18 protein-coding genes are annotated in these 19,378 nt (G+C 71.7%); 3 read left to right on the plus strand and 15 right to left on the minus strand.

Annotation, left to right across the window (positions count from 1 at the left end):
- Nucleotides 1-39: 39 nt before the first annotated feature.
- From ACF07S_RS23175 to ACF07S_RS23240, 14 genes are all read right to left on the minus strand, one after another.
- The gene (locus ACF07S_RS23175) at nucleotides 40-1,260 is read right to left on the minus strand and encodes a cytochrome P450 (protein WP_391974992.1); all 1,221 of its coding nucleotides are present in this window, start codon (nucleotides 1,258-1,260) and stop codon (nucleotides 40-42) included.
- Between the two features lie 39 nt (nucleotides 1,261-1,299).
- On the minus strand, nucleotides 1,300-1,965 hold the full coding sequence (locus ACF07S_RS23180; protein ID WP_391962861.1) for a response regulator: 666 nt from the start codon (nucleotides 1,963-1,965) through the stop codon (nucleotides 1,300-1,302).
- Nucleotides 1,962-3,323, minus strand: coding sequence for a sensor histidine kinase (locus ACF07S_RS23185; protein ID WP_391962860.1), 1,362 nt, complete (start codon nucleotides 3,321-3,323; stop codon nucleotides 1,962-1,964). The genes ACF07S_RS23180 and ACF07S_RS23185 overlap by 4 nt, the downstream gene beginning before the upstream one ends.
- Before the next feature lie 382 nt (nucleotides 3,324-3,705).
- Entirely contained in the window at nucleotides 3,706-4,584 is an 879-nt protein-coding gene (locus ACF07S_RS23190; protein WP_391974993.1) for an alpha/beta hydrolase, read from the minus strand.
- Nucleotides 4,585-4,763: 179 nt separating this feature from the next.
- A complete protein-coding gene (gene kynU / locus ACF07S_RS23195) occupies nucleotides 4,764-5,960 on the minus strand; it encodes a kynureninase (protein ID WP_391962858.1) in 1,197 nt (398 codons plus the stop codon).
- Nucleotides 5,953-6,783, minus strand: a complete 831-nt coding sequence (locus tag ACF07S_RS23200; protein WP_391962857.1) for a tryptophan 2,3-dioxygenase family protein — start codon at nucleotides 6,781-6,783, stop codon at nucleotides 5,953-5,955. The genes kynU and ACF07S_RS23200 overlap by 8 nt, the downstream gene beginning before the upstream one ends.
- A 210-nt stretch (nucleotides 6,784-6,993) precedes the next feature.
- Entirely contained in the window at nucleotides 6,994-7,854 is an 861-nt protein-coding gene (locus tag ACF07S_RS23205) for a LysR family transcriptional regulator (RefSeq protein WP_391974994.1), read from the minus strand.
- Nucleotides 7,855-8,176: 322 nt separating this feature from the next.
- Complete coding sequence (locus tag ACF07S_RS23210) at nucleotides 8,177-8,551, minus strand: cupin domain-containing protein (RefSeq protein ID WP_391962855.1); 375 nt, start codon at nucleotides 8,549-8,551, stop codon at nucleotides 8,177-8,179.
- Between the two features lie 98 nt (nucleotides 8,552-8,649).
- Nucleotides 8,650-10,113, minus strand: coding sequence for an MFS transporter (locus ACF07S_RS23215; protein WP_391974995.1), 1,464 nt, complete (start codon nucleotides 10,111-10,113; stop codon nucleotides 8,650-8,652).
- 118 nt (nucleotides 10,114-10,231) lie between these two features.
- The gene (locus tag ACF07S_RS23220) at nucleotides 10,232-10,633 is read right to left on the minus strand and encodes a VOC family protein (RefSeq protein WP_391962853.1); all 402 of its coding nucleotides are present in this window, start codon (nucleotides 10,631-10,633) and stop codon (nucleotides 10,232-10,234) included.
- A 27-nt stretch (nucleotides 10,634-10,660) separates the two neighbouring features.
- Nucleotides 10,661-11,122, minus strand: coding sequence for a cupin domain-containing protein (locus ACF07S_RS23225; RefSeq protein ID WP_391974996.1), 462 nt, complete (start codon nucleotides 11,120-11,122; stop codon nucleotides 10,661-10,663).
- Nucleotides 11,091-12,971, minus strand: coding sequence for an FAD/NAD(P)-binding protein (locus ACF07S_RS23230; protein ID WP_391962851.1), 1,881 nt, complete (start codon nucleotides 12,969-12,971; stop codon nucleotides 11,091-11,093). The genes ACF07S_RS23225 and ACF07S_RS23230 overlap by 32 nt, the downstream gene beginning before the upstream one ends.
- Complete coding sequence (locus ACF07S_RS23235; protein ID WP_391963057.1) at nucleotides 12,968-13,819, minus strand: N-acyl homoserine lactonase family protein; 852 nt, start codon at nucleotides 13,817-13,819, stop codon at nucleotides 12,968-12,970. Before ACF07S_RS23235 ends, ACF07S_RS23230 begins: the two co-directional genes overlap by 4 nt.
- A 5-nt stretch (nucleotides 13,820-13,824) precedes the next feature.
- Nucleotides 13,825-15,054, minus strand: a complete 1,230-nt coding sequence (locus ACF07S_RS23240) for a KamA family radical SAM protein (protein WP_391962850.1) — start codon at nucleotides 15,052-15,054, stop codon at nucleotides 13,825-13,827.
- A gap of 431 nt (nucleotides 15,055-15,485) precedes the next feature.
- Between ACF07S_RS23240 and ACF07S_RS23245 the strand changes: the two genes are divergently transcribed.
- From ACF07S_RS23245 to ACF07S_RS23255, 3 genes are all read left to right on the plus strand, one after another.
- A complete protein-coding gene (locus ACF07S_RS23245; RefSeq protein WP_391962849.1) occupies nucleotides 15,486-17,408 on the plus strand; it encodes an FAD/NAD(P)-binding protein in 1,923 nt (640 codons plus the stop codon).
- A gap of 62 nt (nucleotides 17,409-17,470) precedes the next feature.
- Nucleotides 17,471-18,634, plus strand: a complete 1,164-nt coding sequence (locus ACF07S_RS23250) for an MFS transporter (RefSeq protein WP_391974997.1) — start codon at nucleotides 17,471-17,473, stop codon at nucleotides 18,632-18,634.
- Between the two features lie 146 nt (nucleotides 18,635-18,780).
- Entirely contained in the window at nucleotides 18,781-19,200 is a 420-nt protein-coding gene (locus tag ACF07S_RS23255) for a DUF3151 domain-containing protein (RefSeq protein ID WP_391962847.1), read from the plus strand.
- On the opposite strand, the gene ACF07S_RS23260 is transcribed toward ACF07S_RS23255, so the two are convergent.
- A complete protein-coding gene (locus ACF07S_RS23260; RefSeq protein WP_391975014.1) occupies nucleotides 19,157-19,375 on the minus strand; it encodes a DUF3151 family protein in 219 nt (72 codons plus the stop codon). The genes ACF07S_RS23255 and ACF07S_RS23260 overlap by 44 nt on opposite strands.
- Nucleotides 19,376-19,378 lie beyond the last annotated feature (3 nt).

The raw sequence follows: 19,378 nt of genomic DNA on the forward strand, positions 1-19,378 counted from the left end.
CGAGCCCCATGCCGAGGGTCACGATCGGCCGAACGGTGATCACCCCACGTCCACGGCCAGCCCCTCCAGCCCCCGGATGACGAAGTTCGGCTTCCTCTTCGGCTCCGCCGCGAGCCGCAGCGTCGGCGCCTTCTCCAGCAGCGCCGCCATCGAGGCCGCCAGCTCGATACGGGCCAGCGGCGCGCCGATGCAGTAGTGGATGCCGGCGCTGAAGGAGATGTGCGGGTTGTCGGCGCGGGCCAGGTCCAGGCGGGCCGGGTCGGCGAAGACCGCCGGATCGTGGTTGGCGGAGCCGAACAGCATCGCGATCTCCGCGCCCCTCGGGATCACCGTGCCGTCGATCTCGATCTCGTCCAGCACCCAGCGCTCGAAGAGCTGGAGCGGGGTGTCGTAGCGCATCAGCTCCTCGATCGCCGTGGGGATCAGGGAGTGGTCGGCGCGCAGGGCGGCCAGCTGGCCGGGGTTGCGGAACAGTGCCCACCAGCCGTTGACCGTGGCGTTCACCGTCGCCTCGTGGCCCGCGTTCAGCAGCAGCACGCAGGTGGAGATCATCTCCTGCTCGGTCAGCCGGTCGTCCTCGTCGTGGGCGGCGATCAGGCCCGAGACCAGGTCGTCGCCCGGGTTCTTGCGGCGCTCGGCGATCAGGTCGCGCAGGTAGTCCGAGAACTCCACCGACGCCCTGACGGCCCTGGCCGCCGTCGCCTCCGACGGGTTCAGTTCGTACATCCCGCAGATGTCCGCCGACCAGGGGCGCAGCGGGGCCCGGTCGGCCTCCGGGATGCCCAGCATCTCGGCGATCACCGCGACCGGCAGCGGCTCGGCGACGTCCGTCAGCAGGTCACCGCCGCCCGCCTCCACCAGCGCGCCGACCAGGTCGTCCGCGAGAGCGCGGACGTACGGCTTCAGCCGTTCCACCGTGCGTGGGGTGAACGCCTTCGACACCAGGCGGCGGATGCGGGTGTGGTCCGGCGGCTCCAGGTCGAGCATGCCGTGGTCGTTGAGGACGTGGAACGGCCCGTGCTCCGGGGGCGGGGCGGTGCGCCCGAACTCCTCGTGGGTGAAACGGTGCCGGTACGTCCGGCCCAGACGGCGGTCGCGCAGCAGCGCCGAGACGTCGGCGTGGTGCGGGACCAGCCACTGGTTCGTCGGCTCGAACCACAGCGCCCGGCCCCGCTCACGCAGCTCGGCGTAGGCGGGGCAGGGGTCGGCGAGGAACGCCGGGTCCCAGGGGTCGAACGCGGGGGCGGAAAGGGCTGCCATGGACGGACGGTAGCCCGGCACCCGGCCCGCCGACCAGGGTCAGCCGGGCGTCACCAGCCGCGCCTCGTACGCGAAGACCGCCGCCTGCGTGCGGTCCCGCAGGCCCAGCTTGACCAGGATCCGGCTCACGTGCGTCTTGATCGTCGACTCGGCGACCACCAGCCGTCCGGCGATCTCCGCGTTCGACAGGCCCCGCGCGATCAGCACCAGGACCTCCGTCTCCCGCTCGGTGAGATCGCCGTACGCCGCCTGCGCGGACGGCATCGGGCGCGGTGCCTCGGCCAGCTTGGAGAACTCGGTGATCAGCCGCCGGGTCACCGTCGGGGCCAGCAGCGCCTCCCCGGACGCGACGATCCGCACCCCGTCGGCGAGCCGGCGGGCCGAGGCGTCCTTGAGCAGGAAGCCCGAGGCGCCCGCGCGCAGCGCCTGGTACACGTACTCGTCGAGGTCGAAGGTGGTCAGCACCAGCACCTTCGTCGCGCCGTCGGCGGCGACGATCTCCCGCGTCGCCTCGATGCCGTTCAGCTCGGGCATGCGGATGTCCATCAGGACGACGTCGGGGGCGAGTTCGCGGACCCGGTCCACCGCCTCCCGGCCGTTGACGGCCTCGCCGACGACCTCGATGTCCGGCATCGCGTTCAGCAGGACCGAGAAGCCCTCGCGCACCATCATCTGGTCGTCCGCGATCAGGACCCGAATGGTCATGCGTCACCCTCGTTCACCGCGGCGACCGGCAGGAACACCGCGATCTCGTAGCCGCCGTCCCCGGTCGGGCCGGCCGTCATCTCCCCGTTCAGCATGGTGACCCGCTCGCGCATGCCGGTGATGCCGTGGCCCGCCCCCGGCGAGGGCTTGACCAGGTCCGGCCGGGGCGCCGGCCCGTTGACCACGCGCACGCCGAGCCCGCCCAGGACGTACCCGATCTCGACGCGTGCCTCCGCGCCCGGCGCGTGCCTGAGGCTGTTGCTCAGCGCCTCCTGCACGATCCGGTACGCCGACAGCTCCACCCCCTGCGGCAGCTCGCGCACCGCGCCGGTCACCACCTTCTCCACCTCGAGACCGGCGCCGCGCACGTTGACGAGCAGGGCGTCCAGGTCGGCGAGGGTGGGCTGCGGGGCGTCCGGGGCCTCGTAGTCCTCGGCGCGGACCACGCCGAGGATGCGGCGCAGTTCGGTGAGGGCGGCCACCGCGTTCTCCCGGATGGTGACGAAGGCGCGCTCCAGTTCCGGCGGCGTGTTCTCCACCCGGTACGGCGCGGCCTCGGCCTGGATGGCGACCACCGACATGTGGTGGGCGACCACGTCGTGCAGTTCGCGGGCGATGGTGGTGCGCTCCTCCAGCCGCGTGCGCCGGGAGCGTTCGTGCGCGGTGACGGTCTGCTGGGCGGTCACCTCCCGTTCGGCGGCGCGGCGGATGTCCCACAGGGAGACCACGAGCAGGGCAAAGGCGGACGCCACCATCATGGGCGCGCTGTTGGTGTAGTAGTAGGGCCCGCCGAAGACGACGTCCGAGAGGAAGGCGTACGCGGCGGTCAGGGCCCACATCCAGGCGGCGGTGCGGGGCCGGGTGCGCAGCGCCACGACGACCAGCACCGCCAGGTGGCAGACGAACGCGCCGGGCATCCACGGCCAGTCCGTCCCGCTGCCGTTGAGGACCGCCACCACCGGGGTCACCGCCAGCGACAGCCAGAACGCGCCGACCGGCCGGACCAGCGTGGCGAGCACCGGGAGCGCGCACAGCAGGCCGCTCAGCAGGGCCGGTACGTCCCCGCCGGCGCCGCCACCGCCCAGCGCGCCGGCCGACAGGGCGATCAGCGCGACGGCTCCCACCACCGCGTGCGGGAGGTGTGCCGCGGCCGACCGCAGCCGGGCGGGCAGCCGGCGGACGACCGGGCCGTCCGTGTGCCGGGTCGGCAGCGGCCGGTAGGCGAAGGGATCGTGGAACAGGTCCTGGCGCAGTCCGCGCAGGGCGTCCTGGGCCAGCCGGTACTCCGGGCTGCGGGAGGTCTTGGCCCCGGCGCCGGACGGCGGGGCCGGCTGCTGCGGGTGGGTCGTCTCGGTCACGCTCACACGGTAGGCCGACCGGGTGGCCGCGGTCGTCCCCGCTGAGGCGGGTTCCGGGGCGTCCGTCTCAGGTACTACGGAGGCCGTCCCCACGGCGTCCGTACCCCTGTGGACGGACCGGCCCCGACTCGTACGCGGACACCGCGGCCCGGGCGCGGCCGCGCAGGCCGCCAGTGCCCCGCGCCGCCACCGCTGCTGCCACCGCCACCGCCACCGTCACCGTCACCGCACGATCGCCTCACCTCCCCGTTCGCCCGGTTCCCGGGCCGTCGGAGAGCGAAGTCACGGAGCGGCGCGCGTGGCCCGCGTCCCGCCGGGGGACTCGCCCGCGGACTGGCTCTCAGGCATGAGGGGTGTCACCGGGCCACCGCCCGGCGGGTGTTCACCAGGCGAGCTGGGCGATCTCCTCCGCCACGACCGCGCACGCGTCCGCCGCCGGGTCGATCAGCGGGAAGTGGCCGACGTCCTCCAGCAGGGTCAGCCCCACCACCTCGCCCGCCTTCGCCGCCGCCTCCGCGTACGACTCGGCGACCGCCTGCGGGACGTCGACGTCCGTGCGGCCCTGCACCAGGGTGGTCGCGATACCGGTGGGCAGCAGCAGCGCGGGGTCGGCGTAGGGCCGGCGCTCGGCGAAGTACTCGTCCCCGCCCAGGAGTTCGCGGACGGCACCGCCGCACGTGCCGAGTCCGTCGGCCACCGCGAGGTCGGCGACCGGGGCGAGCGCGACCACACCGCGCAGGGGCGCGGGGCCGTCCGTGCGCCAGGGGGCGTCGGCCGGAAGGAGATGGCGGGCGGCACCCCACAGCGCGAGGTGGCCGCCGGCCGAGTGGCCGGTGACGACCGTGCGGCGCGGATCGGCCTGCGGCAGGTGCTTGCGGACCAGTCCGGGCAGGGCGTCCAGCGCGGCGGCGACGTCGTCGAAGGTGTCCGGCCACCGCCCGGAGACCGCGGCGAGCCCGCCGGACTCCCCCGCACCGCGCCGGTACTCCACATTGGCCACCGCGAAGCCCCGGCCGGCCAGGAAGCCGGCGAACGGGCTGATGTGGCGCCGGTCGTAGGGGGCGCGCCAGGCGCCGCCGTGCAGGACGACGACCACGGGCGCGGGACCGCCGGGCCCGCCCTGCCCGCGCGGTGCGTAGAAGTCGACCAGTTGGTCCGGGCCGTCGCCGTAGGCCGCCGTGACGTCGGGGTCGACGGGCGCACGGGTCAGGGCCGACTCCTCCTCGGCGGCGGCCCGGGCGGCTGCGACGTCGTCCGTCATGCTCAACCTCTCAGCGGTGGAACGTGGGTGGCGGACCAGGGAAGGATGCGGCCGTTGGCCGGGACGGTATCAGCACGGTGACGTCCCCGGACCGGGGGATGTCACGCACGGTGAACCCCCCGGGGGAAGGCGGCGGGACGAACGCCGCCGCCCCCCGACGGGGCCGGGAACGAAGCCCGTCACTCCGCCAGCACGTCCGCCAGCACCCGCGCCGCCCGCTCCACGTCACCGAACCCGACGTACAGCGGGGTGAAGCCGAAGCGGAGCACGTCCGGGTGGCGGAAGTCGCCGACCACCCCGCGCTCGATCAGCCGCCCCATGACGGCACCGGCGTCCGGGCAGCGCAGCGCGACCTGGCTGCCCCGCTCCGCGTGCGCACGCGGGGTCAGGCACGTGACCCGTCCCTCGGCGACGTACGCCCCGACGCACTCCAGGAAGAAGTCCGTCAGCGCGAGCGACTTGGCCCGCACCGCCTCCACGGTGACGCCGTCCCACACCTCCAGCGCCGCCTCCAGGGCGAGCATGGAGAGGATGTCCGGGGTGCCGACCCGCCCGCGCACCGCGCCCGCCGCCGGTTCGTACTCCGGGCGCATGCCGAAGGGCTCCGCGTGGGAGTTCCAGCCCGGCAGCGGGGAGTCGAAACGGTCCTGCCACCGCGCGCGGACGTAGAGGAACGCCGGTGAACCCGGGCCGCCGTTCAGGTACTTGTAGGTGCAGCCGACCGCCAGGTCCACGCCGTGCTCGTCCAGTCCGACCGGCAGCGCGCCCGCGCTGTGGCACAGGTCCCAGACGGCCGACGCCCCCGCCTCGCGCACCGCGGCCGTGAGCGACGGCAGATCGTGCAGCCGGCCCGTGCGGTAGTCGACGTGGTTGAGCAGCACCGCGGCCGTACGGTCACCGAGCACGCCCGGGACCTCGGACGGGGTGACGGGACGCAGCGTGCAGCCCGTCATCCGGGCCGCCGACTCCGCGATGTAGCCGTCGGTGGGGAACGTGGTCGCGTCGACCACGATCTCGTCCCGGTCCGGACCGGTGTCCCGCGCCAGCCGTACCGCGCCCACCAGCGCCTTGAACACGTTGACGCTCGTCGAGTCGCCGACCACGATCTGTCCGGCCGCCGCGCCGACCAGCGGTGCGATCCGGTCGCCGATCCGCTCCGGCGCCGTCCACCAGCCGCCCTCCGTCCAGGACCGGATGCGCAGCTCGCCCCACTGCCTGCGCACCACGTCCCCGACCCGGCCGGGGACCGCGGCGGGCAGCGCGCCCAGCGAGTTGCCGTCGAGATAGACCACGTCGTCCAGCACGAACTCGCCGCGCTTCGCGGCCAGTGCGTCGGCGTCGTCCAGCTTCCGCGCCCGCGTGGCCAGCTCAGACATAGGACCGCGCCGTCCACAGCTCGGGGAAGACGCTCTTCTGCGCCCGCTTCTCCAGCCAGGCCACCCCGGCGGAGCCTCCCGTACCGGTCTTGGCGCCCATCGCCCGGCGGGTGGCGACCAGATGGTCGTTGCGCCAGCGCCACACCAGCTCGGCGACATCCGTCAGCGCCTCGCCCAGACGGGCGACCTCACCGCGCTCGTCACCCGAGTAGACGGCCGTCCAGACCGCCTCCACCTCCGGCGACGGCTCGTACCGCCGCGACACGTCGCGCCGCAGCACGTCCTGCGGGATCGCGTGCCCGCGCCGGGCGAGCAGCCGCAGCACCTCGTCGTACAGGCTCGGCTCGTGCAGCGCCTTCTCCAGCTCGGCGTGCACCCGTGGCGCACCCCGGTGCGGGACCAGCATGGACGCCGACTTGTCGCCGAGCAGGAACTCCATCCGCCGGTACATCGCCGACTGGAAGCCGGACCCCTCGCCGAGGGCACCCCGGTAGGAGTTGAACTGCGCCGGGGTGAGCCCGCCCAGCGGCTTCCAGGAGGCGTTCAGCGCCTCCAGCTCCCGCACGGAGCGCTTCAGCGCGTCGACGGCGGTCGCCACGTCGTCCTCGCGCAGCGCCTTCGCCGCGGTCTCCCACTCGTGGACGACGACGGTGAACCACAGCTCCATCACCTGGGTGGTGACCAGGAAGACCATCTCCCCGGGATCGTCGGAGAGGGTGTGCTGGAGGTGGGTGAGGACATCGGCCCTGACGTAGTCCTCGTAGGGGGTCGTGCCCTGGAAGTCGAGATGCGGGGTCTCCGGCTCGTGAGCCTCGTGGGACATCGCTGTCTCCTGCTGTGTACTCCGGGTAGCGGTCCGCCCCTGCCGTTACCGGCACGGGGGCCCCGGTCCCCACGGTGCATCCTCCGCAATCGTGCCCCACAGCCGCAAGGCCCGCCCGGTCACGGGCGGGCCTCGAACACGCGACCGACTCTCGGCCGGGCCCGACCGGCTGCCGGCCGAGGGCCGGGGCCGCCGTCGGCGAGGAGTCCCTCAGGAAGCCGCCGGTCCGCCGACGGCGGCCTGCGCCATGGCGACGAAACGCGGTATCAGGGGGTGTCCCCCGAATCGTGGATAGACCAGATTGAGCGGCACGCGCGGCGCGTCCGGAATCGCGAGGAAAGACACGAAGGAGTGGATGTGCTGCCGTCCGACGAACTCGGGCACCACGCCCATTCCCTTGTTCGAGGCGACGGCCTCCAGCCACTCGTCGAAATTGCGGCACACGACGGAGACTCCTGGCCGACGGTCCGCGGGCCATTCGGCCAGGTTCGTGGTTCCGCTCACCTCGTTGACGACGAGATCCTGGCCGGCGATTTCGTGCCAGCGGATCTCTTCCCTTCCGGCGAGTTCGGACCGCGTGGATACGGCCGCGACCCTCCGATCGTGGAGCAGCGTGACGACCTCCATGTCGGGAGCCTCCACCCGGCCCCGGAGGATCGCCAGGTCGGCGTCGCCGCGGTCCACTCCCGCGAGCGTGGCATCGTGCCGGTGCACACGCACCGGCACGCCGGTCTCCTCCTCGAAGCCCGCGATGACCTCCTGCGGCCAGCCCATGGGGAAGCCCCAGGCGAATCCCACCCGGAAGGTGTCGCCCTCGGGGTCGGGGTGCAATGCCGACTCGAGCCGCGGTAAAAGAATGCGGAGTTGGTCGTAGAGGCGGTCGCCGGCCGGCGTGAGAGCCACTTGACGGGTGGTCCGTTCCAGCAGGCGCCGGCCTAAAAGTTCTTCCAGCCTGCGAATATTGCGACTTAATGTCGGCTGTGACACGTTCATGCGCTTCGCTGCCCGAGTGAAGTGCTTCTCGTCCGCCAAGGCCAAGAACCCTCGCAGGTGGTGCAGTTCGATGCTCATGGACAGCAGAATATACAGCGCCCCGAAAGCACTGTCTCTATCGCCGGGGGGCTCCGCATCCTGCAATTTTGGGTGCATCCAGTGACTACCTCCCTAGAATCCTGGGCAGAGTGTCCTATTGCCCTTGAGTCCGTGTCCCGGCGGTATCCGCGCCCGCCACTGCAAGATGAATGAAGTTCACACACATTTATGAAACGACGTGGGTCGTTTTTCAGTCATCCCTCTTCGGTGTCCGGACGCAGTGTCCCGGGGCGCCCGGCCGGGACACTGCTCGAGACGCCGCCCACGAGGACGGACGGACAACCGGCCCGTGTCGGGGGTCTCAGCCGTCGTACTCCTCGTCCGTCACCCGTTCCTTCCATTCGGTCGGGCCGTCGGTGACGGCGATGTGGGTCATGAAAGTGCCCGGTGCCGCACCGTGCCAGTGCTCCTCACCGGGGTGGCAGATCACCGTGTCGCCGGCCCTGATCTCCTGGGGTTCGCCGCCCCGGGACTGCACGATGCCGACACCTTCGGTGACGTGCAGCACCTGGCCCGCGGGGTGCCGGTGCCAGGCGCTGCGGGAGCCGGGCGTGAACAGCACGTTGCGCACCTCGGCGTTGGCGGTCGCGCCGATGCGCGGCCACAGCCACACATCGCCGGAGAACCGGTCCTCGGGTCCCTTGGTCGCGTCTCCGGGATGACGGTTTACGTCCATAACTCGCATTCCTTCTGTTTTGTTCGTGATAACAGGTTGGCTATTGCCCGCAGACACGGGACGCCGCGGACTCGGCGCCCCTTTCACACCGGTGTCATTCAGTGACCGGCGACCCGGGGCCTGTCCGGCGTGGCCTTTTCGGCGAAGAGCACCAGCACGGCGGCGGCGACCGACATGACCGCCAGAGCGGCGTTGGTCGTACTGAACGCGTCCGCGGGAACTCCGCCCCGTGCGACGAGGTTCAGGTAGACGGTGCCGAAGACGGCCACGCCCAGGGTCCCGCCGACCTGCAGCGTCGTATTGAACAGGCCACTGACGTCCGACGCGTGGCGGGCTTCGACGGACTCGGTCAGGTGGGCCAGGGTGCCGCTGAACGCCGCGCCGTAGCCGATGCCGCCGATGCCGAGCAGGATGATCAGCCAGCCGGTGCTCTGCGCCCCGGCCGCCACCGCAGCGAAGGAGAACGCCATCAGCAGGCCGCCCACCGGGGCGGCGAGCATCCTGGCACGCGCTCCCGCCCGGCCCAGGACCGGCCCGACCAGGGCGAACGTCGCCACCCATGCGATGGGGATCAGACCGGAGTAGACCGCACTCCTGCCGAGCCCCTGCTGCAGATACAGCGCGAGGACGAAGAGGAGCGCGAAGTAACCGGCACGAGTGGCGGCCTGGGAGACGAGCGCGAGGGCGACGTGCTTGCGGGCGAGCAGCGCGACGTTCATCAGCGGGTCGCCCGCGCGCCGCGCGATGCCGCGCTCCACCCTGGCGAACAGGGCGAACACGGGCAGGGAGGCGGCGAGGCACAGCCAGCTCCACAGCGGCCAGCCGGCGTGCGGGCCGAGCACCAACGGGGTCACCAGCAGGAACAGCCCGAGGGACAGCAGCGCGACCCCGGACCCGTCCAGCTTCTTGTGCCGCAAGGTCTCGTTGTCCGGCAGGAAGGCGTACGAGGCGGCGATCAGGGCAACGCCGATCGGCACGTTGATCAGGAAGATGGGCCGCCATCCCGTGCCCATGATGTCGGCGGACACCAGGACCCCGCCCAGCGCCTGGCCGATGACGGAGCTCACCCCGAGGACGCCGGTGTACGCGCCCAGGGCCCGGCGGCGCGCGGCCCCGTCGAAGTGCACCTGAATGATCGTCAGGACCTGGGACACCATCAGCGCCGCACCGATGCCCTGCACCACGCGGGAGCCCACCAGGGCGGGGCTGTTGGGAGCGAGCCCGCAGGCGAACGAGGACAGCGTGAAGACGACGAGTCCGACCAGGTACGTCCAGCGCCGGCCGCGTATCTCGCCCAGCCGCGCGCCGGTGATCAGCAGCATGGCGTACGCCAACGTGTAACCCGAGACGATGAGTTCCAGCTCGCCGCCGGACGCGTGCAGATCCTCGCGGATCGACGGGATCGCGACGTTGACCACCGCGATGTCGACGTTCCCGAGGAACATGCCTCCGAGCAAGGAGGCCAGCATCCAGCCGGGCCGCTTCCCCCGCTGGCCGGTCAGGCCGTGCCGCTCCCCGGCAGGGGCCTGCTCGATCGCACCGGACGTCTTCAAGGAATCCACCCCACCACTGTAACTACTAGTATGTACAGGCAGCAACTCGGGGCCGGGGCAGGGCCGGCGGCCCCGCGGGGCCGCCGGGGAGCACCTGCGGGGGCTCCCCGGCGCCGCCTCGGCCGCGCTAGACCGCGTCGCGCTGGACCAGCTGGAACTGGACTCCGTTGGAGGTCTCGGGCCGGGTCCAGGCGTTGAGGTTGGGGCCGACCGGGACGGGCTCGCTGGTGGTGAGCTCGACGCCGAGGCCCTGGACGGCCTTCATGATCCGGGGCACGTCGTCGACCTCGACGCCGATGTGCTCGATCCGGGCCTGGTTGCCCTCGCCCAGCCGCCGGCTGCGGGCCTCCTCGGTGGTGGGCTCGATGAGCTCGATCCGCCCGTCCCCGCAGTGGTAGAAGGCGATCTTCACGTTCCGCTCGGGCACTTCCTGCGCCCGCTCCAGCTGCATCCCCAGGCTCTCCAGGAATTTCCGCGCCTCGGTGATGTCGTCGACGACCACGCCGATGTGGTCGATCCGCTTGAACATGTACGTCTCCCGATCTCGCCGATGTGTTTACGCGTGCTCTTCGGAGAAGTTGTTGTACAGGGCCGCCAGCTGCGGCAGGTTCGACATGTTGAGAAGGAGCAGGTCCGTGGTCCCGTCCGGGTTCTCGAAGTGGTGCACGGACCAGGCCGGGATGAGCATGATGTCGCCCTCGCTCAGTCCGGCCGATTCCCCGGTGTCGTCGAAGGTCACGGTGCCCGATCCGGACCGTACGAAATAGAGGTGCCACCAGGAGTGCGAGTGCGGGGTGGTGCGCTCACCGGGCCGGACCGCCTGGAAGGTCATGGACGTGCCCGGGACGATTTCGTGGCGGCCGTCGGGCGCGGCCAGGGTGAGCGTTCCGTACGGGGTGTGCTCGGCCGCCTCTATCTCCTTGGCCAGGGTTTCCCACTGCCACAGGACCGGGGCCGGCTGTACCCGCTCGTGGCGTTTGCGAAATTCAGGGTAGGGAAACTGACTTCCGGTCTGCACCGGCATGATCTTCCTCCCGGGTTGCGTCGTCTCGGTGTCGGATGTGCGCGATCATGTCCCGTACGGCGACATCGGCATCGGCGGTGAATTGCGAGGGCATCGCGTGCCGGGGCAGGGCGTGGGTGTAGAACCGCGGCCCCTCGACCGGATATCCCACCGCCCAGGCGGTGCGCAGCGGCTCGCCCGCCGCCGTGACGGGCCGGCCCCGCTCGTCGATGTCGATGCCACCCGGCTTGAACGACCCGTTCGCGAACGGGCGGACGAGACCGCGCTTCAGGAGGTTCGCCATCAGCGGGGACCCGTCCCGCTCCGGGTGGAAGACGTCGAGCCGGGCGACGACCAGCGCGTCGGCAGGGCGGGTCTCCGCCCCGTCCGGGTAGTCGGTCCGGATCACGAACCGCCCCGCCTCCCGGTCCAGAACCACCCGGCACCCCGGTCCGCCGGCCAGGTCCACGACGCCCGCCCGCAGCAGCGCGAGGAGCTGGAAATTGCGGTGGCGGGGCGGGCCGAACGAGATCCGGTTCATGACCGGGACGTACCTCGTGGTGAACGCCCGGTGCGACTCGGGGGTGAGGCCGCCGAACTCGACGGCTTCCCGCAGGCTCGCCCTGGTGTCGCGGATGACGTCGGTGGCGGCCTTCACGGGACTCGTCAGGTTGCCCAGCCCGGCATGCTCCAGGTCGCTCTCGACATGGTCGACGAAGAACTTCGTGAACGCGTCCTGGTTCTCGAACTCCCGGCCGCGCAGCGGGTCGATGATCTCCTCGATCACCCGCAGGTCGGCCGGCGTGACCTCGTACCCCTCGTCGTCGCCGGCGGGGAGCCGGCCCTGTACCGCGCGGTAGGCGTACGCCATCTCCTTCAGCAGGAGCGGCAGGATCTCGTCCTCGAACTCGAGACGGGCATCGCCGCGGTGCCGTGCCGCCTGCTCCTTCAGGCTCCGTACGGCTTCCTTGGTGAAGAAGCGGGGCCGGTGCTGGCCGGTGAGGCCCTTCTGGTTCACCCCGCGCGCGGCGAACGGCAGGCACTGCCGGGAGAACAGCCGTATGCGGGGCTCGCGTCCGGAGGGGCGGTACTCCATGTCCGCGCCGGATCCGTGGAACCGGCCGCCGCGGCCGGCGGTGAGCTCGGAGATGACGTCGTGCGCGGTCAGCCCGAATCCCTGCACCGCGACGGCGGAGTCCGGGGCGATCTCCCGGAGCCGGTCGACCGGGTAGGGGTGGGGGCAGTAGACGAGCCGGGGGTTGCGGTGGGCGTACTCCCGGGCGAACTCCTCGTAGGCGCGGTCCTCCTCGGTGGGGATGCGCTCGCAGTGCCCGGTGGCCAGGAAGACGTAGTCGCCGGGCAGGGTGAAGCCCTTCGCCAGGTGGACGGCGAAGCCTCCGTCCTCCCGCGCCTCGATGTCCACGGCCCGGTCCCGGTGGTGCACCACGCGGATCCCGTGCGGCAGTGACCGCACCGTCTCGTCGAAGACCCAGCTGAGGTAGGAGCCGAGGATCTGACGCGGCAGATAGGCGTGCTCCCCCGGCGCGTCACCCATGTCGCCGCCGGTCGGGTAGTACGCGTCCGCGTACTCCCGGTAACCGCTGTTCACCGCCCACTCGGTGAACGAGGGGCCCCGGCCGTCGGTGAACATGGTCACCTGGCTGGCGAGGGTGTTGGTCAGGAGGTGGGCCGGCTGGCGTTGCGGATGCGCGCCCTGGCCGCCGTCGCCCGGGTCGATCAGGTGGACCTCCAGCGCGCACCCCTCGGGCAGCCGGTCGGCGAGCTCGGACAGCCTCTGCAGGATGCTCAGACCGCGCGGGCCCATGCCGACGATGGCCACCCGGCGGACCCGGGGGGCCGTCATCGCGTGGCTCCGCTCGCCGCCGCGGCGGTTTCCAGCCCGCCGAGGGCCCCCTCGTGGAGGCGGACCCAGTCGTCCGCGCCGGCGAGCCGGGGGAATCGCCGTGCCACCTGCGGGTCGTGGCCGGGGATGATGTGGTCGTCGCCGTCGGCGAGCGCCTCGATCGTGTCGTAGCCCTCCAGCATCGGCGTGAGGTGGTCGAGGATCGGGAACGGGCTGCGCAGCCGGATGTTGGCCCACAGGTGGGTGGCGTCGCTGGCCAGCACGACCCAGCCGCGCGCGGTGGGCACCCGGACCACCTGGGTGCCCGGGGTGTGGCCCGGCACCGGGTGCACCGTCACACCGGGCAGGATCTCGGCCTCGCCCCGGTGCAGCACCAGCTGGTCCTCGAAGAGCCCCTGGACGGCCGTTTGCACGTTGACGGGTTCGAAGGGCTTGCGCACGGCGTGGTGGCGCATCGCGGGCCCGGTGCAGAACCGGAGCTCCTCCTCCTGCAGATGGATACGCGCGTGGGGGAAGCGGTCCAGGTTTCCCGCGTGGTCGTAGTGCATGTGCGTGATCACGACGTCCTCGATGTCACGGGCCGCGACACCGAGGTCGGCCAGCGCGTCGACGGGATCGCGGAACAGGGTCCGTCCCCGGCGCACCGCCATCTCCTCCGGGAATCCCGTGTCGACCAGCAGAAAGTGCCGGTCGTCGCGGACCACCCAGAGGTAGAAGTCCATGGGCATGTCACTGCCACGGACGAACTGGCCCTCGTCGAGCAGGAAGTTGTCCCGCGCGGGCCGGTCGGCGTGGGTGCCGAAGCGCAGTGCCAGGACTTCGTACGTCGGATGCGTGTCCTCGGCCATGCGTCTCACGCCCCCACCAGGTCGAGCGGCAGGCCGAGAGCGGATCGGTCGACGGCCGGCTCGTCGTCGAAGAAGAACCGGCGCTCACCGAACGCCGGGACCAACTGGTCGAACCACGTGGCCTCCGGGTCGAACTTCGCGTAGAAGGGCCGGCGTACGAGACCGCTCCGACGCGCCTGCAGGAACTGCAGGGCGAACACCTTCTCGCCCCGGATCGTCGGGACCCCGTCGATGAGCACCTTGCCGGGGAACGCGCTCATCGACGGGCCGCGCACGGTGCGGGAGAGCCCGGAGACGGACCCGTAGGCCGTCCGGAAGATCTCGTGCGCCTCGGCCAGCGGCAACTCGAAGTAGGAGCGGGCACCGGTGTCGCGCTCGACGAACATGTAGTACGGGATGGCGCCCAGCTTCACACCCTGGGTCCACAGCTCGCGCCATGCGCCGGGGTCGTCGTTGATGTGCCGCAGCACGGGGGACTGCATGCGGACGACGGCACCGGTCGCGGTGATGCGCCTCAGGGCCTGCTGAGCGATGGCGGGGCGCAGTTCGGCCGGGTGGTTGTAGTGGCCCATCAGCGCCAGGTGCTTCCCGGCGCCGACGACGCGCTCGAACAGGCGCAGCAGGTCGTCGGCGTCCGCGTCGCCGACGAAGCGCTGCGGCCAGTAGCCGACGGCCTTGGTGCCGATCCGGATGTTCTGGACGTGGGCGAGTTCGGGCGCGAGGAGGGGTTCGAGGTACCGCTCCAGGGTGGCCGTCCGCATGATCATGGGGTCGCCACCGGTGATCAGCACGTCGGTGACCTCGGGGTGCCGCCTGAGGTAGGCGGTGAGGCCCTCGGCGTCCCGGGCCGCGAAGTGCAGGTCCTCCTCGCCGACGAACTGCGGCCATCGGAAGCAGAACGTGCAGTAGGCGTGGCAGGTCTGGCCGGCGCTCGGGAAGAAGAGCACGGTCTCCGTGTACTTGTGCTGGATCCCCGGGACGACTTCGCCGTCCAGCTTCGGCACGTTGTGCGTCAGCTGGCCGGCCGGGTGCGGGTTCATGCGCGAGCGGACCATGTGGATCTGCTTGGCCAGCTGCTGTTTGTCACCGGACCGGACCAGGTCACGCAGGGTGGTGTAGTCGTCCGGGTCCAGCATCGTCCGGTGCGGGAAGTTGAGCCGGAATATCGGGTCGTCGGGAATGCGGTCCCAGTCGATGAGTTCGTCGAGTACGTATTGGTTGGTTCTGAACGGCAATACGTGGGCCACCACCTCGACGGCCTCGCGAAGGTCGTGCGGAATGAGTTCCCATTGCGGCGCCCGCTGAATCGACGAGCGATTGTACGGCTTGTACCTGACAGGGTTGGAATTACCCATGAGAATCCTCCGTCCGAGCGGCGGAAAACAGGGGTGGGCGCAAAGGCTCCCGCGCATCTTCTGTGCTTCTTCGCGCCCACCCCGGCCATGCAGGCAAGGCTCAGCGGGCGTATCCCGCTTACCGTCCCGGGAATCTAACCGGATAGGCGGGGGCGTGAGAAATAGATCGAACAGCCAATTGATTCGCGTCACGCATGAACGGCTCTCATGCACCCCGCGCATGAATTACGCGCACTGCGCATCAATGAGTTCTGCGGTGACTAGGATCGGCAAAGGCCTGATCGGCAGCAGACAGAAGCGGGGGACTTCCGTTGAACCGTCGACTCACCGTCGGCATCGTGGGACTGGGGCCGCGTGGATTCACCGTGCTGGAACGGCTGTGTGCGAACGCGCGGGTGGACCCGGACGCCAGACCGGTGACCGTACACGTCATCGATCCGCATCCGGCCGGCGCCGGCCGGGTCTGGCGGACGGATCAGTCCGCGCATCTGCTGATGAACACGGTGGCGGAGCAGATAACGGTGTTCACCGACGCGAGTGTCACGTGCACCGGCCCCGTGGTACCCGGCCCCAACCTGTTCGAGTGGGCGGCTCTGCTCTCCGACATGAGCGCGGCGGGCACCTACCCCGACGACGTCCTCGATCAGGTGCGGGGCCTGGGTCCCGACTCCTACCCGACCCGTGCCCTGTACGGCCACTACCTGCAATGGGCCTTTCGGCGGACCGTGGAGACCGCGCCGCAGCATGTGACGGTACGCGTCCACCGGGACACCGCGGTCGCACTGGACGAGCGGGGCACACAGCAGGTGCTGCGACTCGCGGACGGCGGCTGCCTGCTGCTCGACACGGTGGTACTCGCCCAGGGGCATCTGCCGGCCGCGGGCCCCTCGGCCACGTCGCGCCACGACGGCACCCGCCACATCGGCCCCGGCAACCCGGCCGAGGTCGATCTCGACTCGATCGCCCCCGGGGAGCCGGTGGCCCTCCGCGGCCTCGGGCTGACGTTCTTCGACTACCAGACCCTGTTCACCGAGGGCCGTGGTGGCGTCTTCGAAGAAGGTGCCGACGGGCGCCTCGACTACCACGCCTCGGGCCGGGAGCCCTGCCTGTACATAGGCTCTCGGCGCGGCATCCCCTACCAGGCGCGTGGCGACAACCAGAAGGGCTGGGGCGAACGCCATCAGCCGGTGCTGATCACCCCGCAGGCGATCCGCGCGCTGCGGGAACGCGCCGTCTCACACGGCGACCTCCGTTTCCGCAGGGACGTCTGGCCCCTGATCGCCCGCGAGGTCGAGGTCGTCTACTACCGCACGCTGCTCCGTCGGCGTGGCGTACCGGACGAGGTCACGGTCGCCTTCGTACGGGACTACCTGCGCTCCCCTGCCGGGAGCCGGGCGGAGGCACGACTGCTTCGATGCCACGGTGTCGCCGAGTGCGACCGGTGGGACTGGCGGGCAGTGGAGACCCCCTACGACGCGCGGGCCCTGCGAGGTCGCGAGGAGTTCACCGGCTGGCTCGCGGCGCACCTGGAGCGGGACGCGGCCAGGGCCCGCGGCGGTAATCTCGACGACCCGGTCAAGTCCGCCCTCGATGTGCTGCGCGACCTGCGCAACGAGATCCGTCAGGTCGTCGATCACGGAGGCATCACCGGGAACTCCTACCGCGACGAACTCACCGGTTGGTACTCGCCGTTCAACGCCGCCCTGTCGATCGGCCCGCCCAGACGCCGCATCTCCGAGATGGCCGCGCTCATCCGCGCCGGTGTCCTGCGGCCTGTCGGGCCGGGCATGGCCGTGACACCGGCGACGCGCTCCGGGGGCTTCGTCGTCTCCTCGTCCGTGGTGCCGGGGCCACCGATCACGGTCACCACCCTCATCGAGGCCCGCATACAGGCCCCGGACGTCCGCGCGACCACCGACCCGCTGCTGCGTCAGCTCCTGGAGACCGGCCAGGCGGCCCTGCACCGCATCCCCGACCCGGACGGCAGTCACTACGAGACCGGAGCCCTTGCGGTGACGGACCGGCCGAGCCGACTCCTGGACCCGCACGGACAGGCGCACCCCCGACGGTTCGCGCTGGGCATCCCCACGGAGGGTGTGCACTGGGCGACGGCAGCGGGCGTACGGCCGGGCGTCGACTCCGTGACGCTGCGCGACGCGGACGCGGTCGCCCAGGCGTTGCTCGACCTCGGAGCGACCCGGCCCGTCGCCCAGGCGGAGGCCCACGTTCCGTGAGCACGCCCCCGCGTACCGGCCAACGCGGACGGAACCGCCCGGCGAACCGTGAACGGGCAGGCGTGTCGACGGCATGGGGTGTCGCGGCGGTCACCGTCCTCACTTCGCTGCCGGTCTTCCTGCCCGGGGCTGCGAACGGCCTGATCTCGGCCGAGTTCGGCTGGAGTTCCGCGCGGATCGGGGCCGTCCTGGCCGCGTACTGGCTGGCGTCCCTGTCGGGCGCCTACGTCAGCAAACGTGCTGCGGTTCCCCCGGCGGTGGAACGCGCACTCGCCGTCGCGCTGTGCGCCACCTGCCTGGGACTGCTCTCCGCGGCGCTGGTGCCGGCCGTGGGTCTGTGGGTCAGTTCGACCGTGGGGGGCTTCGCCTACGGCTACACCCAACCGCACACCAACGCCCTGCTCATGCAGCGGTGCGCGCCCCGCCTGCGCGCGCTCGCCTTCGGTCTGAAGCAGGCAGCCGTACCGGCCGCGACCCTGCTTGCCAGCGCGGCGGTGCCGATGCTGGCCGGTCCGGCCGGCTGGCGGCCCGTGTTCGCCGGCACCGCCGTGGTGTGCGGTGCCGGCGGCGTCGGTCTCCTGCTACGCCACGGGGCCCCGGGCACACGGCCACCGGCCGCGGCACGGGACCGCACCGGTGTGCCACTGCGCGGGCAGGTCTTCCTGACGGCTCTCGGCTGCGCCGGCTTCTTCGGCGCGATGGTCGGCAACGGCCTGGCGGGCTTCCTGGTGCTCACGCTGACTTCGCGGGGCGCGTCGCTGTCGGCCGCCGGCGCGGTGGCGACCGCCGGCGCCGCACTGAACATCGTGGTCCGTCTGGCCGCGGGCTGGCTGGCCGGGCGGAGGCCCGAGGCCGCGTGGGCGGCTTTGACGGGCTTGTTCGTGGTCGGCGTGGCGGGTACTGCGCTTCTGGCACACGGACCGCTCACGGTGAGCGCGGTGGGGGCCCTGCTCGCGTACGGAGGGGGCTGGGGATGGGCGGGCCTGCTGCACTACCTCATAGGCCTGCCCTATGCCGGCCGGGAGCAACGGGCCACCGCCCACAGCCAGATGGGGGTTTCTCTGGGGGCGGCGGCCGGACCGATGGTGTGCGGCCTGCTGTTCACTGTGGATCCGGCCGCTGCCTGGTGGGTGCTGACGGCCGGCGGGGCGACCGCTGCGGTCTGCGTCCTCGTCGCGCGAAGACACGACCCGCGGAGCACGGGCGCCGTGGGACGACGTCGCTGAGCCCGCCACACCCCGTACGACGCGGCCGGTCCGGACGACTCCCGCGCGAAACGGCGGGCGTCGTCCGGGGAGCGTCGGTCCGCGGCTTGCCGGGGGCTGTCCACGGGCATCCCGGACTGGCTGTCCACAGGTGGCAGACTGCTTCCATGACGACGCACAAGAACCTGCTCGGCGGCCCGGACCCGACCTACCTGCCGGAGAACGAAGAGGCGTACCGCCTGCTGGGCGAGGAGTCCCTGTCACCGGCCGAGGTCGCCGCGAAACACCCCACGTTCTCGCTCGCCTGGGCCATGCTCGCCGACGACGCCTTCGAGGCGGGGCGAGTGGTCGAGTCGTACGCGTACGCGCGTACCGGATATCACCGCGGTCTGGACGCGCTGCGCCGGGCCGGGTGGAAGGGGCACGGCCCCATCCCCTGGGACCACCGGGGCAACCGCGAGTTCCTGCGCTGCCTCGCGGCCCTCGCTCGTGCCGCCGGCGAGATCGACGAGCGGGACGAGGCGGAGCGTTGCTGGCAGTTCCTCAAGGACAGCAGCGCCGAGGCGTTCGCCGAGCTGAAGCGGTAACCGTCCCGGCAGCGCGGAGGGGATGTGCCGCCGCCCCCCGGGGAGCGGCGGCACGCAGGGCACGATCACCTGCGGCGCCCTGCGCCCGGGGCACCGGTCCGCGCCCCTCCCGGCCGTTGCGGCGCAGCGCGTCCGGACCGCGGTGGCAGCCGGTCCGGGCGCCGGGTTCGCCGATGGG

The organism is Streptomyces sp. NPDC016640, assembly GCF_043076215.1.
Taxonomy (GTDB): domain Bacteria; phylum Actinomycetota; class Actinomycetes; order Streptomycetales; family Streptomycetaceae; genus Streptomyces.